At 63.5% G+C, this 14,511-nt stretch carries 14 protein-coding genes; 13 read left to right on the forward strand and 1 reads right to left on the reverse strand.

The annotated features are described in order from the left end of the window. Positions 1 to 109: 109 nt before the first annotated feature. Entirely contained in the window at positions 110 to 3,355 is a 3,246-nt protein-coding gene (locus ACREB7_RS06880; RefSeq protein WP_431591550.1) for an amidohydrolase family protein, read from the reverse strand. Between the two features lie 225 nt (positions 3,356 to 3,580). On the opposite strand from ACREB7_RS06880, the gene ACREB7_RS06885 reads away from it, so the two are divergent. The 13 genes from ACREB7_RS06885 (at position 3,581) to ACREB7_RS06945 (ending at position 14,500) form a co-directional block, all read left to right on the forward strand. Next, a complete protein-coding gene (locus ACREB7_RS06885) occupies positions 3,581 to 4,759 on the forward strand; it encodes a CaiB/BaiF CoA transferase family protein (protein ID WP_431591551.1) in 1,179 nt (392 codons plus the stop codon). 76 nt (positions 4,760 to 4,835) lie between these two features. After that, a complete protein-coding gene (gene yghU / locus ACREB7_RS06890; protein WP_431591552.1) occupies positions 4,836 to 5,717 on the forward strand; it encodes a glutathione-dependent disulfide-bond oxidoreductase in 882 nt (293 codons plus the stop codon). Between the two features lie 327 nt (positions 5,718 to 6,044). Continuing rightward, the gene (locus tag ACREB7_RS06895; protein WP_431591553.1) at positions 6,045 to 6,656 is read left to right on the forward strand and encodes a phage tail protein; all 612 of its coding nucleotides are present in this window, start codon (positions 6,045 to 6,047) and stop codon (positions 6,654 to 6,656) included. Positions 6,657 to 6,705: 49 nt separating this feature from the next. Beyond that, complete coding sequence (locus ACREB7_RS06900) at positions 6,706 to 7,317, forward strand: phage tail protein (RefSeq protein WP_431591554.1); 612 nt, start codon at positions 6,706 to 6,708, stop codon at positions 7,315 to 7,317. A gap of 48 nt (positions 7,318 to 7,365) precedes the next feature. Beyond that, on the forward strand, positions 7,366 to 7,992 hold the full coding sequence (locus tag ACREB7_RS06905; protein WP_431591555.1) for a phage tail protein: 627 nt from the start codon (positions 7,366 to 7,368) through the stop codon (positions 7,990 to 7,992). Between the two features lie 181 nt (positions 7,993 to 8,173). Continuing rightward, positions 8,174 to 8,788 (forward strand): phage tail protein, encoded by a 615-nt coding sequence (locus ACREB7_RS06910; protein WP_431591556.1) that lies wholly within the window; start codon positions 8,174 to 8,176, stop codon positions 8,786 to 8,788. A gap of 115 nt (positions 8,789 to 8,903) precedes the next feature. Beyond that, entirely contained in the window at positions 8,904 to 9,458 is a 555-nt protein-coding gene (locus ACREB7_RS06915; protein ID WP_431591557.1) for a phage tail protein, read from the forward strand. A gap of 39 nt (positions 9,459 to 9,497) precedes the next feature. Next, entirely contained in the window at positions 9,498 to 10,121 is a 624-nt protein-coding gene (locus ACREB7_RS06920) for a phage tail protein (protein WP_431591558.1), read from the forward strand. A 120-nt stretch (positions 10,122 to 10,241) separates the two neighbouring features. Next, positions 10,242 to 10,859 (forward strand): phage tail protein, encoded by a 618-nt coding sequence (locus tag ACREB7_RS06925; RefSeq protein WP_431591559.1) that lies wholly within the window; start codon positions 10,242 to 10,244, stop codon positions 10,857 to 10,859. 49 nt (positions 10,860 to 10,908) lie between these two features. Next, positions 10,909 to 11,511 carry a phage tail protein gene (locus tag ACREB7_RS06930; RefSeq protein WP_431591560.1) on the forward strand — a complete coding sequence of 201 codons (603 nt, stop codon included), beginning with the start codon at positions 10,909 to 10,911 and terminating at the stop codon, positions 11,509 to 11,511. A 47-nt stretch (positions 11,512 to 11,558) separates the two neighbouring features. Further along, positions 11,559 to 12,179, forward strand: coding sequence for a phage tail protein (locus ACREB7_RS06935; protein ID WP_431591561.1), 621 nt, complete (start codon positions 11,559 to 11,561; stop codon positions 12,177 to 12,179). 273 nt (positions 12,180 to 12,452) lie between these two features. Continuing rightward, positions 12,453 to 12,869: a TadE/TadG family type IV pilus assembly protein gene (locus ACREB7_RS06940; RefSeq protein ID WP_431591562.1), complete on the forward strand. Its 417-nt coding sequence runs from the start codon at positions 12,453 to 12,455 to the stop codon at positions 12,867 to 12,869. Next, entirely contained in the window at positions 12,866 to 14,500 is a 1,635-nt protein-coding gene (locus tag ACREB7_RS06945) for a TadG family pilus assembly protein (RefSeq protein ID WP_431591563.1), read from the forward strand. Before ACREB7_RS06940 ends, ACREB7_RS06945 begins: the two co-directional genes overlap by 4 nt. The last annotated feature ends 11 nt before the right edge of the window (positions 14,501 to 14,511 follow it).

The following is a 14,511-nucleotide window of genomic DNA, read 5'->3' on the forward strand; positions in this document are numbered from 1 at the left end:
TAGGCAAAGGGGTTAGGGGCGCAAGGGTGATGCGCCGTTCACCACAACAGTTCGTCGTTTCATAACGGGAGCCGAGCCGGGCGTTGAATCCCGGCTCGGCCCCCATTCGTCACGGCGCCGAGGGCGAATCGGTTTCCCAGCCATAGGGCGCACGTTTGCGGTTGCCCGTATCGACCTCGTCCATCGTCAGCGGGTCGTAGAGGCGACCGCCGAGCATGACCCGGTGAATAAGTTCGGTATTGCGGATATTCTGCGTCGGATCGGCGTCGAGGATCAGCAGGTCGGCCAGCTTGCCGGGTTCGAGCGAACCGACGTCCTTGGCATAGCCAAGCGACGTTGCGGGCATAATCGTCGCTGCGCGCAGCGCGTCGATATTGCTCCAGCCGCCACGGACGAACGACCAGATCTCCCAATGTGCGCCGAGGCCCGATTGCTGGCCGTGCGCGCCGATCGATACCATGCGTCCGGTCTGCGCGATCTTCCAGGCTTCGCGCGCCGAATCATCGTCGACATAGTCGCCCTCGGGCGCGATGACGCGGCGCTTGTTGTTCGCCGCGAGTTCGGCAGGCGGGATATGCCTGGTCAAGATCGGATGCTCCCACACATTGGTGTGGGCGCGCCAATAGGGATCGCCCGCCGGGCCGCCATAAGTGACGACGAGCGTCGGCGTGTAGTCGGTCTTGGTCTGGCCCCAGAACTGCACCAGATCCTGATAGAAGGTGTGCAGCGGGATATTATGCTCGACGGTCGAATTGCCGTCCTGGATCAAGGTCAGGTCCATGGTGTAGAGCGAGCCACCCTCGGGCACGACCTCCATGCCCTCGGCCTGCGCGGCCTTCACGACCATCTGGCGCTGTTCGCGGCGCGGCTGGTTGTAGTTTTTGACGCTGTGGGCGCCCTGCGACTTCAGGCGGCGGACATGCGCCAACGCGTCCTCATAGCTATTGATCTCGGCATAGACCCCGGCCGCCTTGGCGCCATAGATGATCTCGCCGGTCGAGAAGATACGCGGGGCGAGGATGATACCGGCGCGCTGCATTTCGGACGAGGGGAATATCTCCGAGGACCGCGACGAGGGGTTGTGGCTGGTCGTCGTACCCATCGCGAGATTGACGATTTCGGACCAGTTCTGTTGGGGCACCAGTTCGTCGTCGCCGTGGCTGCCATGGGCATGGGCGTCGACGAAGCCGGGGACGATGGTCTTGCCGGTGGCGTCGACGGTGACCGCGCCCGCAGGAACGCTGATCGACGCGAGCGGACCGACGGCGGCGATGCGGTCGCCCTCGATCAGGATCGCGCCATTGTCGATGATGCCGCCGTCCTTGCCGGCCATGGTGACGATCCGCGCGCCGGTGATGACCACCGCGCCCTTATGTTTCGCCGTCGCCTGCGTCATCGACAGCGAGACACCATCGGTCGGCGGAGCGAATTTGGGCGCCTTGTCGTCGGCCGGGGCGTTGGTGAACAGGCTGGCCAGATCCGCGCTGAACAATGTGGCGCCGCGGCTCCAGTGGAGCTTGGTGCCGCCGTTCGACCAATGCATGAAATCGGCGCCGCTGCCGCTGACCCGCGTGACGGGCAGCGCGCCGCTCTTGGTGCCGAGCGACACATCCTGCCCGCCGGGCATCAGCGGGGTGACATAGGCGTCGTAATTCTGCCGGAACGCCAGGGTGCGGCCGTCGGGCGAGATTTCATAGTCGCTGACCAGTTCGCCGTTCGCATGGGTGCGCTTGTCCTGACCATGAAGATCGGTGCTGACGAGCTGGCTTTTGCCGTCGCCTGCGGTGACCATGAACACGCGATCATTGCCGGCGCCGAACTGCGGTTTCGCGCCGTCGGAGGTGATGCGCTCGGACGCGCCGCCGGCGGCAGCGATGCGGTAGATGCCGGGGTCTTCGCTCCAGCGGGTCGAGGTCAGCCCGCCGCTGCTGCGGCGTTCGAAAACGATCGTCTTGCCGTCGGGCGAAAAGCGCGGTTCGGCATAATGTCCCGGATTGGTCGTAACCTTGCGAGCGGTGCCGCCCGCCGCCGGAATGACCTGAATTTCACCAAGGCCGCCGTCGGTCCAGCGCACGAAGACGATCGACTTATTGTCGCGCGACCAGCTCGGCCACAGCTCCATCGCATCGTCCTTCGCCGCGGTCAGGCGCCGCGCGGTGCCGCCGGCTGCGGGCTTGGTCCATAGTTTGCCGAGCGTTTCGAACACGACGGTACGGCCGTCGGGCGACACTTCGGCCCAGCGCGGCATCTTGGTTTCGAAGCTGTCCGGCGCGAGCTCGACGGTCGGGTGCGTCGCATCGATGACCACGCGATCATCGTTGACGCTGAACGGGATGATCCGCGCTTCGCCGCCGGTGCCGCCGACGCGGCGCAGCTTGCCGCCGGCCCAGAAGATCACGTCCTTGCTGTCGCGGGTCCAGGCCATGTTCGGATAAACGCCGGTGACCGCCCAGGTTTCCTGCACATCCTGATCGAGCGCGTCATAGATTTTCCGTTCGGCGCCCGAGGCAAGATCCTTCACATAGAGCTTCGATTGGGTGCCTTCACGGCGGACGAAGGCGAGCTTCTTCCCATCGGGCGAAGGGGTGGGGCGCACCGCACCGCCGGGTCCCGAGGCGGCGGTGCTGACCTCGCCGTCCTCGAGGCTGTAGCGCTCAATGTGGAACAGGTCGGTGTTGCTGTCCTGCGCATATTCGAAGATCGGTCCCGGCGTGACGTTGCGGGTATAGAAGACGCTCTTGCCGTCGGCCGCAAAAATGGGTTCGCCCAGTTCCTTCTGCAGCCGCTCGCTGGCCTTTTTGACCAGCGGCACGCCCGCACCGCCCGAAACATGGTACATCCACACCTCGCCGGTGCCGAGCGAGCGGCCGGTGGTGAAATGCTTCTTCGCGACGATGAACTGTCCGTCGGGCGACCAGCTCGGCTGGTTGAGCAAGCGGAAATCCTCCTTCGACAGCTGAACCTTGCCACTGCCGTCGCGGTTCATCAGCCAGATATTGTCGCCGCCGCCGCGGTCCGAAACAAAGGCGATGCGACTGCCGTCGGGCGAGAAACGCGGTTGATGTTCATAGGCGAGGCCCTCGGCGATGCGCATCGGCGCGCCGCCCTCGATCGGCATGGTGTAGATGTCGCCGAGCAGGTCGAAGGCGATCGTCCGCCCGTCGGGCGCGACATCGACGTTCATCCAGCTGCCCTCATCGACAGCAATATTCACCTTGCGTGTCGTCATGCCGGGGGGCGCGTTGACGTCCCATTTTTCGTCCTTCTTTTCCTCCGCAGGTGCTGCGGCGGTTTGAGCGAAGACCGAGGTCGAGCAGGCCAGCGACATGGCCAGGGCGATTGCAAAGCGCGCCATTTTAGTTTCCCCTGTTGAAATTATGCTGCGACCATATGGGCAAAGCGGCAAGTTGCAAGCGACAGGTTTCGACGAAGAACTGGCATGGTCGACCAACGCCAGATCGACCCATCGCCGTCGTGGTCGGGCGAGCCATGTATCTCGTTCAACGCTTGACCGAGCAGCCGCCTTTCCCTTCAAGACGCACAGGCCCGGAGCAAGTCGGGGCGACGGGAGGGAATGATCATGCCACTCAGGGGCATCCGGGTGCTGGATTTCGGGCGCTACATTGCGGGCCCCTATTGCGGCGCGCTGCTCGCCGATTATGGCGCCGACGTCATCCGCATCGAAGGCCCGACCGGCAACGAGGACCGCTTTTCCGTGCCCGTCGCCGACGACGGTTCGGGCGGGATGTTCCTGCAGATGAACCGCAACAAGCGATGCCTGACGCTGAAACCGGGAAGCGACGCGGGGCGGGAGATCGTCCGCAAGCTGGTGGCGACCGCCGATGTCGTGATCGCCAATATGCCCGACGACGCATTGGCCAAACTCGGGCTCGACTATCCGACGCTGTCGGCGCTGAACCCCGCGATCATCCTGGTCACCGCCTCGGCGTTCGGCAGCGGGGGGCCGCTGGCGCAGCACGTCGGTTTCGACGCGGTGGGACAGGCGATGTCGGGCGCGGTCTATCTCGCCGGCAAGGGCGGCGAGCCGGCGCGAGCGCAGGTCAATTATGTCGATTTCACCACCGCGCTGCATTGCGCCTTCGGCGTCATGCTCGCATTGCGCGAACGCGAGGCGACAGGGAAGGGACAGCGGGTGTCGGGATCGCTGCTCGGAACCGCGCTGGCGATCACCAACGGGCTGACGATCGACCATGCGCTCAACGGCATCGACCGCGGCATGATGGGCAACCGCGCCTTCAGTTCGGCGCCGACCGACATCTTCTCGACGCGGGACGGGTGGATTATGACGCAGGTCGTCGGCAATCCGATCTTCGCGCGCTGGGCGCGACTGGTCGGGCGTCCGGAGCTTGTCGACGATCCGCGTTTTGCGAACGACATTTCGCGCGGCGATCATGGCGAGGAATTGAGCGCGGTCATGGCGGAATGGTGCGCGGCGCGGACCAATGGACAGGCGCTGGACGAACTCGGCGAAGCGAAAGTGCCGGCAGGGGCGGTCCTCAAACCGTCAGAGGCGCTCGCGCATCCGCAAGTCGCCGCGTCGCGATTGGTCGATATGATGGACTATCCGGGGGCGTTCGGTCCGGCTCCGGTGGTGCGCGCCCCGATCACCCTGTCGGCAAGCGCCAAGGCCGCGCCGGTCGCGGCACCGCAGCTTGGCGCGGATAGCGACGCAATCCTCGCAGAGATCGGTTATGACGCCGACGCCATCTCGGCTTTGCGCGAGCAAAGCATAATTTGAACCGTGCGTGCTGGACGTCGCGGCAGCAGATGATTAGATACCGACCAGTACACAATCTATCACAGGAGCACCTCCCATGAGCGACGCCACCGATTATGTTCCGCCGAAGGTCTGGACGTGGGACAAGGAAAGCGGAGGGCGTTTCGCGAACATCAACCGGCCGATCGCCGGGCCGACCCACGACAAGGAACTGCCGGTCGGCAATCACCCGCTCCAGCTCTATTCGCTCGGCACGCCCAATGGCGTGAAGGTGACGGTCATGCTCGAAGAGCTGCTCGCGGCTGGTCATAGCGGTGCCGAATATGATGCCTGGCTGATCAACATCGGCGAGGGCGACCAATTTTCGAGCGGTTATGTCGCCGCCAACCCCAACAGCAAGATCCCGGTGATGGTCGATCGCAGCGGCGCGGCACCGATCCGCATCTTTGAATCGGGCGCGATCCTGATTCACCTTGCCGAGAAATTCGGCGCCTTCCTGCCCACCGAAACCGCAGCGCGCGCCGAAACCTTGTCATGGCTGATGTGGCAAATGGGCAGCACCCCCTTCCTTGGCGGCGGCTTCGGGCATTTCTACGCCTATGCGCCCACCAAGATGGAATATCCGATCAACCGCTATGCGATGGAAGTGAAGCGCCAGCTCGACGTGCTCGACCGGCGGCTCGCCGAGAGCGAATATCTGGGCGGCGCCGACTACAGCATCGCCGACATGGCGGTCTGGCCCTGGTATGGCGCGCTGGTCAAAGGGCTGGTCTATGAAGCCGGCGAGTTCCTGCAGGTGCAGGATTACAAGAACGTCCAGCGCTGGACGGACCAGATCGCGACGCGGCCAGCGGTCAAACGCGGGCGGATGGTCAACCGCGTGACGGGCGACCCCGCGAGCCAGCTTCGCGAACGGCACGATGCCAGCGATTTCGATCTGCGTACCCAGGACAAACTGGAACCGGGGGGCGAAAGCTGAATAGCCGGGCAAGTTGCTGAAATAATTGCCGCGCACGCTTTGACAACGGCAGAGATTGGGTTAGGCTCTTCCATCTTAGGGCATCGGGGTGGGGGCATCACCATGTTGGACGGCGCGCGATTCGGATCGCGATCGACGATGACGATCGGCCTTGTGGGACCATGGCCCGCGGGGGAGGAAGGTCGTTGCCGCCCCGCACAGCGGGAAGCGCCGACGGTTAATGAACATTCGGCCCGCACATAGGGCCACAAGACGAACATGGGTCGGCCGATTGCCATCCGTTCGGGGGCAACCGGTATGTCTGGCTTTTCACAGGGAGGCGAAATGATGATGTTGCGCAAATCACATCTATTGGCGACGGCGGCGGCCGTCGCGGGGGCGCTGGGGCTCGCTTCGGCGGCATCGGCGCAGGATAATTATGTCGGGGAAATCCTGAAGCTCCCCTATAATTTCTGCCCGATCAGCACCCTGGCCGCCAATGGCCAATTGCTTGCGATCGCCGACAATTCGGCGCTCTACGCGCTCTATGGCACCACCTATGGCGGTGACGGCGCCACAACCTTTGCGTTGCCGAACATGCAGAGCCGCATTTCGATCCATACCGGCAGCGGTGGTGGCCTGACGACGCGCACGATGGGTGAGGTCGGTGGGACCGAAACCAACACCCAGACGCTGGCGACGATGCCGCGGCACGAGCATTTCGCACTGGTCCGAACGACGAGTGCGGCGGCCAATACGACATCGCCGGTCGGCGGGAAACTCGGCACCACGCCCGCGAACAAATATGTCAGCGGCACGGCGCCCGCCGCACAGTTGATGAACCGCGAGAGCTTCCTGATCGGCAACGCGGGCAGCGGCGTACCTTATGAACATCTGCCGCCGACGCTCACCATTCGCTACTGCATCGCGACCGAGGGCATTTTTCCGTCGCAGAATTGAGCTTCATCGCACCGGAAAACGGCGCGCAGTCATTCAAGGGGTTATGACAATGCGGTACAAAAATTCCTATCTGCTGGCAGCTGCCAGCACGCTGGCCTTCGCGGGCGCAATGCCCGCGTCGGCGCAAGATTATTATATTGCCCAATTGATTGAAACCGGGGGCAGCTATTGCCCGCGAAACTTCCTGGCGGCGGATGGACAGGTCCTGGCGATCAACAGCAACCAGGCGCTCTTCTCGCTGCTCGGCACGACCTATGGCGGCAATGGTGTGACGACCTTCCAATTGCCGAACCTGAAAGGGCGGATGCTCATCGGCGACGGGCAGGGCCCGGGGTTGTCGAACTATACGCTGGGTCAGGTCGGCGGGCAGGAGAATGTCGCGCACAGCATCAACAATTTGCCGGCACATGTCCATCCGGGCGTCGTCCAGACCGTGACTGGCAACGCCGGCGAGGTGCGGTCGTTCCGCAACAGTTTCGCGGTGACCGCCGGCAATCAATATACCGGTCCTTCGGCGGGGTCGCTCGATGGCAGCCTGCAGGCCGATACGATCGCCGTGCAAAAGGCCGGGACCGACAATGTGACGGTGCCCAACATGGCCCCCTTCATCGTCACCCGATATTGCATGGCGCAGTTCGGTGTGTTCCCGTCGCGCAACTGACGCGCGGCCTGACGACGATATTTTGAAATTCAGACATCGGAGGCGGACATGACACGCACTGGTAATATTCGGAAACTCACCCTGGCCCTCGCGGTAGGTGGCAGCACCTTGGGATATACGGCGCCGGCATCGGCGGACGGCGTTCAGCCCTTGCTGGGCCAATTGATGCAAACAGGGGCCAATTTCTGTCCGCGCGGATATACACAGGCCGCAGGGCAGATCCTGGCGATCCAGTCGAACACCGCGCTCTTCTCGCTGCTCGGCACCACCTATGGCGGCAACGGCCAGACGACCTTCGCCTTGCCCGACCTGCGCGGCCGGGCGGCGGTGCACACGGGGCAGGGACCGGGACTGTCACCCTATGATCTGGGCCAGCAGACCGGCACCGAGACGACAACACTGACTGCGGCCAACATGGCGCCGCACAATCACCGCGCCGGTGCGCAAACCGCCAATGCAATCGCCAACAGCACGACCGCAAACGGCAATGCGATCGGCATTTCGTCGAACAACAGCTTTGCTGCGCCGCCGCCCGATCCGTCGGGCAATCTGATGGACAGTGGGACGCTTCAGGTGCTGCCGACGGGCGGTTCGATTCCGGTTTCCAACCAGCCGCCCTATCTGGTGATGCGCTGGTGCATCGCGACCTCGGGGATTTACCCGGCGCGCAACTGATTATTTTCCAGTCAACGTATGTCGCGGCGAAGGGATATGTGACGAGTATGTGAAAGCCGCGCCCGCCGGGCGCGGCTTTTATTTTTTCGGGGCAGGTAGCGAAAGAATGATCACCGTTTGACATTCGAAAAAAAGGCATAGCTTCCGCCGCGATTACTTCGGGCATTGGGGGGATGGAGCAATGGCTTTCGTTCGTAAATCGCGCTGGTATGTGGCGGGCGCCACGCTGGCAGTTGCGGCAAGTGCAGTCGCACCCGCCTCCGCGCAAGACCGCTATATCGGCGAGATCAACAAATTCCCCTATAACTTCTGCCCGCGCGACACCGCCGAGGCGAATGGTCAATTGATCTCGATCGCTGACAATTCGGCGCTCTACGCCCTCTATGGCACGACCTTCGGCGGCGACGGCGTGACGACATTCGGCTTGCCCGACATGCGCGGCCGCTATTCGATGCATGCTGGCACGGGTGGCGGCCTGAGTACGCGGACCCTGGGCCAGACCGGCGGCACCGAGAGCAATACGATGACCTTGGCGAACATGCCGCTGCACGAACATTTCGCCTTTATGAAGGGATCGAGTTCGGTCGGCAACACGACCAGCCCGGTTGGCCATGCGTTCGGCGTCACGCCCGCGAACAAATATATCAACGGGACGGTTCCGGCGGCGCAGCTGATGGAGCGCGGGACGATTGTCGTGGGCAATACCGGCGGCAACCAGCCCTATTCGATCCTCCCGCCGTCGCTGACGATCCGCTATTGCGTGCAGTTGTTCGGCATTTTCCCGTCGCAGAACTGACCGGCGGTCCGGCGCGCCAGGGCGCGTATCGCGAGCAGAAGAATTTCAGGGGAGTATGACAATGCGGCATACAAGGATTTTCGCAACCGGCGCGACAGCGACATTGGCGCTCGCGATGACGGCACCGGCGACGGCGCAGCAATATTATCTTGGCCAGATGATCGAGGTCGGCAACGGCTTTTGCCCGCGCACCTTCGCCGAAACCAGTGGGCAGATTCTGTCGATCGCTCAGAACACCGCGCTTTTCTCGCTGCTCGGCACCACCTATGGCGGCAATGGCACCACGACTTTTGCCTTGCCCGACCTGCGCGGGCGAATGGCGATCAGCGTCGGCCAGGGGCCGGGACTGTCGAACTACGCTCTTGGCCAGGTCAGCGGCGCGGAATCGACGACGATCGGGATCGCCAACCTGCCGCCGCACATCCATTCTGGCTCCATCGAAACGGCGACCGCCGCAGGCAACGACAATAAATCGTTCCGCAACGCCTTTGCCGTCACCGCCGACAATCAATATACGACCGGCACCAACCTCGACCTGACGATGCAAAGCGAAACCATCACGGTGCAAAAGGCGGGCGGGGCCGCGACGTCCCTCGCGCCGACGATGTCGCCGTTTCTGGTCACACGTTATTGCATCGCGACAGCGGGGATTTTCCCGTCGCGCAACTGATTTGCCTGACGGCGCATTGGGAATTTTGGGGAGGCGGACATGACACGCACAGGGAATTTTCGCAAAGTCGCGCTGATGCTGGCGATGACCGGCAGCTCGCTCGCCTATTCGGCGCCGGCATCGGCGCAGTCCGACGGGCTGCTTGGCCAGTTCATGCAGGTCGGTTTCAATTTCTGCCCGCGGGGCTGGACCAGCGCGTCGGGGCAGATCCTGGCGATCCAGTCGAACACGGCGCTCTTCTCGCTGCTCGGCACCACTTATGGCGGTAACGGGACCACGACCTTCGCGCTTCCCGACCTGCGCGGGCGAATGGCGGTCGGGCAGGGGCAGGGGCCGGGACTGTCGCCCTATGTCCTGGGCGAGGTAACCGGGCAGGAAACGCATTCGCTGTTGACCAGCGAAATCCCCAGCCACACACATCGCTCGGCGATCCAGACCGCCAATGCCATCGCCAATTCGACGACATCGAGCGGCAATGCGTTCGGCATTTCGTCGAACAACAGCTTCCTCAGCGGCGGCGGCGATCCGGTGGGCAATTTGATGGATGCGGGCTCGGTCCAGTTCCAGCCGACCGGCAACGGCATCCCGATCCCGATCCGCCCGCCCTATCTGACGGTGCAATGGTGCATCGCGACGCAAGGGATTTTCCCGGCGCGTAACTGATTCGACGGTGATCGGGGCAAGGGAGGCGATATCGCCAGCAAACCGTTGCGCTCGCCATCATTGACTCCGGTTAATTTTCGATTAGCCTTTGTCCCGGGTTATTGGGATGGGGGATGAGCGATGGCTATCGCACGAAAATCGCATTTCTATCTGGGCGCAGCGGCGATATTTGTCGGCGGACTAGGCATGCCGGGCAGCGCGCAAGCGCAGACCCCCTATCTTGGCGAGATCATGAAGTTCGCGGGCAATTTCTGCCCTCGCGGTTCGTTGGAAGCCAATGGGCAGTTGTTGTCGATTTCGCAGAATACGGCCCTTTTTGCGCTATATGGCACGACCTATGGCGGCGATGGCCAGACGACCTTCGCGGTTCCGAACATGGCGGGGCGCTATTCGATGCATCAGGGGCAGGGGCCGGGCCTGTCGAGTTATGTGCAGGGCCAGACCGGCGGCACCGAAACGACCACGCTGACCGAAAATCAGATGCCGCGCCACGAACATACCGGGCTGGTGCGCACGACCAGCGCCGCGGGCAATACGGGGCAATCGTTCCGCGCGATCTTCCCCACGACGCCGGCGAACAAATATGCGTCCGGCACCGCGCCGAACGCGCAGTTGATGAACCGCGAGACGGTGATCATCCGCAAGACCGGCGATAATGCGGCCTTCACTCATCTGCCGCCCTATCTGGCGATCCGCTACTGCGTCCTCAGCGCAGGGATCTTCCCGTCGCAGAACTGACACGGGCGTCGCAGCAGCGGCAAATGGGACTTTGAGGGGAGTTTATACCATGCGGCATTTGAAAGCAGTGATGATGGCGGGGGTCGGTTTCGGCACGCTGGCGATCGCGGCACCCGCAGCGGCGCAGGATTATTATCTCGGCCAGATGATGGAGGTGGGCTACAATTTTTGCCCGCGCGGCTGGGCCGACGCCAATGGCCAGCTATTGTCGATTGCGCAGAATACCGCGCTCTTCTCGCTGCTCGGCACCACCTATGGCGGCAATGGCCAGACAACTTTCGCGCTTCCCGACGTCCGCGGACGAATGGTGATCCATCAGGGGCAGGGGCCGGGGCTTCCACCCTTTGCCATGGGCCAGGTCGCGGGCGTCGAAAGCCAGACGCTGACGATCAACCAACTGGCGTCGCATACGCACGAAGCGGTGTTCCTGACCGTCAATCAGAATGCCGGCACGGCGACGGCATTCCGCAACGCCTTCGCCGTCACATCCGATTTCCAATATTCGAATGTGATCCAGTTCGACGGCGCGCTGCACGCGAATACGCTGACGGTGCAAAAGACGGGCGGGTCCGATCCGGTCCCCAACATGTCGCCGTTTCTCGTCAATCGCTACTGCATTGCATTGCAAGGGATTTTCCCGTCACGCAACTGAGCTTTGATCGTTGCGCGGATGACGTTGGATATTATGGGAGGCGGGATATGACACGCATGGGGGCAATCGGGAAATTTTCGGCGGTGGCGCTGCTCGGCACCTCGGCGCTTGCGACGACGGTACCGGCGTCGGCGCAGATCGAACCCTTGATCGGGCAGATGATGCAGACCGGCTTCAACTTCTGTCCGCGCGGATGGGCTGCGACCAACGGCCAGCTGCTCTCCATCGCGCAGAATACGGCGCTTTTTTCGATTCTCGGCACGACCTATGGCGGCAACGGCCAGACCACGTTCGCGCTACCCGACCTGCGCGGTCGGACGGCGGTCAACCAAGGCAATGGCCCGGGGCTCTCGCCCTATGTGCTCGGTCAGGTCGGCGGCAGTGAAACAACGACGCTGCTCTCCACCAACCTCCCGCGCCACGACCATCGCGGCGGCATCCAGACCGCCAATGCGGTCGCCAACAGCACGACGGCAAACGGCAATGCGATCGGCATTTCGTCGAACAACAGCTTCATCACCGGCGTAGATCCGACGGGCAACATGATGGACCGCACCATGATCCAGATCGCGCCGACCGGCGGTTCGCAGCCGATTTCGAACCGGCCACCCTATTTGACGATGAACTGGTGCATCGCTGTCGAGGGGATTTTTCCGTCGCGTAACTGATCGGAACCGAGTTCGCTGAAAGGCCGCGTCCGAACAGACGCGGCCTTTTCTGTGCCGTGGGTCGGCAACCCGGGAATATGCGCAAATGCCGACTTCATCGGCCTGTTCCACGATAGGAACTGGTTAGGACCGACGTGCCGATCGACTGCTTCCCGGCGGGAATCCGCCGGAGTCGCGCGCCGCTGCAGCCCTGGTGAAATTGCGTAAATTCGGCAATTGACCGCCGCACGTCGTTGGCGCGCCCGCTTACGCCTGCGCCGCATAATGCGTGCCATGACAAAGTTCCTGACCCGACTGGCCGACGACCCGCGCGGTACCGCGATGATCGAAACGGCGCTGCTGCTGCCGTTGTTCCTGACGCTGTTGCTGGGCATCCTGATCTATGGCCAATATTTCCTGCTCGCGCACAGCGTCCAGCAGGCGGCGAACGACGGCGCGCGCGCCGCGATCACCGGACTCGATGCTGCCGACCGGCGCGCCGTTGCGATCCGCGCGATCGACCGCAGCATGCGCGGCGTCGGCGGGTACCGCGGCGAATTGCGTAGCGTGCTGGTGTCCGAAACCACCGATGCGGTCACCGTCAAACTCGCCTATCATGTTCCGGAAACCAGCCTGCTGCATTCGGCCCTGGTACCGGCTCCCGGCGATATCATCAGCGCCAGCGCAACTTTCGAATTGCCGGTCGAATGATGCGCGCGCTTTGTCCTTTCCGCCGCCTCGCGGGCGACAATCGCGCCGGTATCAGCATCGTCGCTGCTTTCGGCCTGGTGATGCTGATCGGTGCGGCGGCGCTGGCGGTCGATGTCGGCTCGCTTCATCTCGATCGTCGCAAACTGCAAGGGATCGCCGATGCTGCGGCGATGGCGGCGGCGGCCAAACCCGGGGAAGAACGGGCGGCGGCCGAGCGCATCATCGCGGCGAATTGCAATTGCAGCATCGTCATCGCCTCGCTGACACGCGGCAGCTATGTCGCTGATGTCGGCGTTGCCGCCGAGCGCCGCTTCACGGCGGGCGGGGCGTCGCCCAATGCGGTGCGTATCGTGCTGAAGCGCGACCATCCCTTGTTCTTCGGTCGCATCCTGACCGACGCCGACAGCAAGACGATCAGCGCCTCGGCGACCGGCGCGCGGCGGGGCTATGCCGCCTTTTCGCTTGGGTCGCGCGTCGCGGCGGTCAGCGGAGGCATTCCCAATGCGATCCTGTCATCCTTGACGGGGAGCGAGCTCAACCTGTCGCTGATGGACTATAATGCACTCGCCAGCGCCGATATCGACCTGCTGAAATTTTCCGACGCGCTGCGCAGCGAGATCGGCGTCGAGGCGCTGACCTTTGGCCAGACGCTCGACAGCCAGGTGACGATGCCGCAAGTGCTGTCGGCGCTGGCGGCAGCGGCCGATCCCTCGGTTGCGCCGCTGGTCGAGCATATGGCGGCGCGAGCCAGTGCGACCCAGCTGGTGCCAGCGTCGGCGATCGACCTCGGCCCGCGTTCGTCGAGCGTGCGGGTCGATCCCGCCAATCCGGTGCGCGTCAATCTGCTCAATATGCTCCGTACGATGTTGATCCTGGGCTCGGCGGATCGTCAGGTCGATCTCGACCTTGCCGGCGCATTGCCGGGTGGGTCACAAGTGAAACTCGCGCTGATCATCGGCGAACCTCCCGCGCATTCGCCGCTAATCGCCGTGACCGACGACAATCAGGTGGTGGTGCGTACCGCGCAGGTCAGGCTGCGGCTCGATGCGAAGCTCACCACGCCGGTGGCCGCGATCGAACTGCCGATCCTCGCCGAGCTTGGATCGGCCTCGGCGCGGATTTCCGCCATCGATTGCAGCAGGAATTCGAGCAAGGCGGTGACGCTGGCGGTCATCACGTCGCCCGCGTCGCTGGCGATCGGTACGGTCACCGACAGCCAGTTTCGCGACATGCATCGCCCGCTTGATCCCGGGAAGGCGCGCGTGCTGAAACTTCCGCTCGCCAGCGTCGACGCCGAGGCCGAGCTGGTTATGTCCGATCTGGCGGAAAAATCCGTCGCCTTTTCCCGCGACAATATCGCGGCGGGAACGGTGAAGACGGTATCGAGCACGGGGCTGGTGGCGGGCGCGGCAAAGTCGCTTGCGGACCGGATGGATCTGAGCGGGTCGGTCCTCGGAATTGGGCTGAATCTCAACGCCCTGAAGTCGCTCGTCGCCACGACCGTAGGCACGGCCGCACCGCTGCTCGACGGCGTGTTGCAGCAGGTGACCGGGGTGCTCGGCGTCCATGTCGGGCAGGCCGACGCGCGCGTCAACGCGCTGCGCTGCGGCCAGGCGAAGCTCGTGGGTTGATCCGGAACGGA

It is taken from the genome of Sphingopyxis sp. (assembly GCF_050725615.1).
In the GTDB taxonomy this organism is placed as follows: Bacteria; Pseudomonadota; Alphaproteobacteria; order Sphingomonadales; family Sphingomonadaceae; genus Sphingopyxis.

What these genes read in the sequence shown, in the direction of transcription:
- ACREB7_RS06880 (WP_431591550.1), bottom strand. Translation starts at nt 3,355, where the DNA reads ATGGCGCGCTTTGCAATCGCCCTGGCCATGTCGCTGGCCTGCTCGACC.
- ACREB7_RS06885 (WP_431591551.1), top strand. Translation starts at nt 3,581, where the DNA reads ATGCCACTCAGGGGCATCCGGGTGCTGGATTTCGGGCGCTACATTGCG.
- yghU (WP_431591552.1), top strand. Translation starts at nt 4,836, where the DNA reads ATGAGCGACGCCACCGATTATGTTCCGCCGAAGGTCTGGACGTGGGAC.
- ACREB7_RS06895 (WP_431591553.1), top strand. Translation starts at nt 6,045, where the DNA reads ATGATGTTGCGCAAATCACATCTATTGGCGACGGCGGCGGCCGTCGCG.
- ACREB7_RS06900 (WP_431591554.1), top strand. Translation starts at nt 6,706, where the DNA reads ATGCGGTACAAAAATTCCTATCTGCTGGCAGCTGCCAGCACGCTGGCC.
- ACREB7_RS06905 (WP_431591555.1), top strand. Translation starts at nt 7,366, where the DNA reads ATGACACGCACTGGTAATATTCGGAAACTCACCCTGGCCCTCGCGGTA.
- ACREB7_RS06910 (WP_431591556.1), top strand. Translation starts at nt 8,174, where the DNA reads ATGGCTTTCGTTCGTAAATCGCGCTGGTATGTGGCGGGCGCCACGCTG.
- ACREB7_RS06915 (WP_431591557.1), top strand. Translation starts at nt 8,904, where the DNA reads ATGACGGCACCGGCGACGGCGCAGCAATATTATCTTGGCCAGATGATC.
- ACREB7_RS06920 (WP_431591558.1), top strand. Translation starts at nt 9,498, where the DNA reads ATGACACGCACAGGGAATTTTCGCAAAGTCGCGCTGATGCTGGCGATG.
- ACREB7_RS06925 (WP_431591559.1), top strand. Translation starts at nt 10,242, where the DNA reads ATGGCTATCGCACGAAAATCGCATTTCTATCTGGGCGCAGCGGCGATA.
- ACREB7_RS06930 (WP_431591560.1), top strand. Translation starts at nt 10,909, where the DNA reads ATGCGGCATTTGAAAGCAGTGATGATGGCGGGGGTCGGTTTCGGCACG.
- ACREB7_RS06935 (WP_431591561.1), top strand. Translation starts at nt 11,559, where the DNA reads ATGACACGCATGGGGGCAATCGGGAAATTTTCGGCGGTGGCGCTGCTC.
- ACREB7_RS06940 (WP_431591562.1), top strand. Translation starts at nt 12,453, where the DNA reads ATGACAAAGTTCCTGACCCGACTGGCCGACGACCCGCGCGGTACCGCG.
- ACREB7_RS06945 (WP_431591563.1), top strand. Translation starts at nt 12,866, where the DNA reads ATGATGCGCGCGCTTTGTCCTTTCCGCCGCCTCGCGGGCGACAATCGC.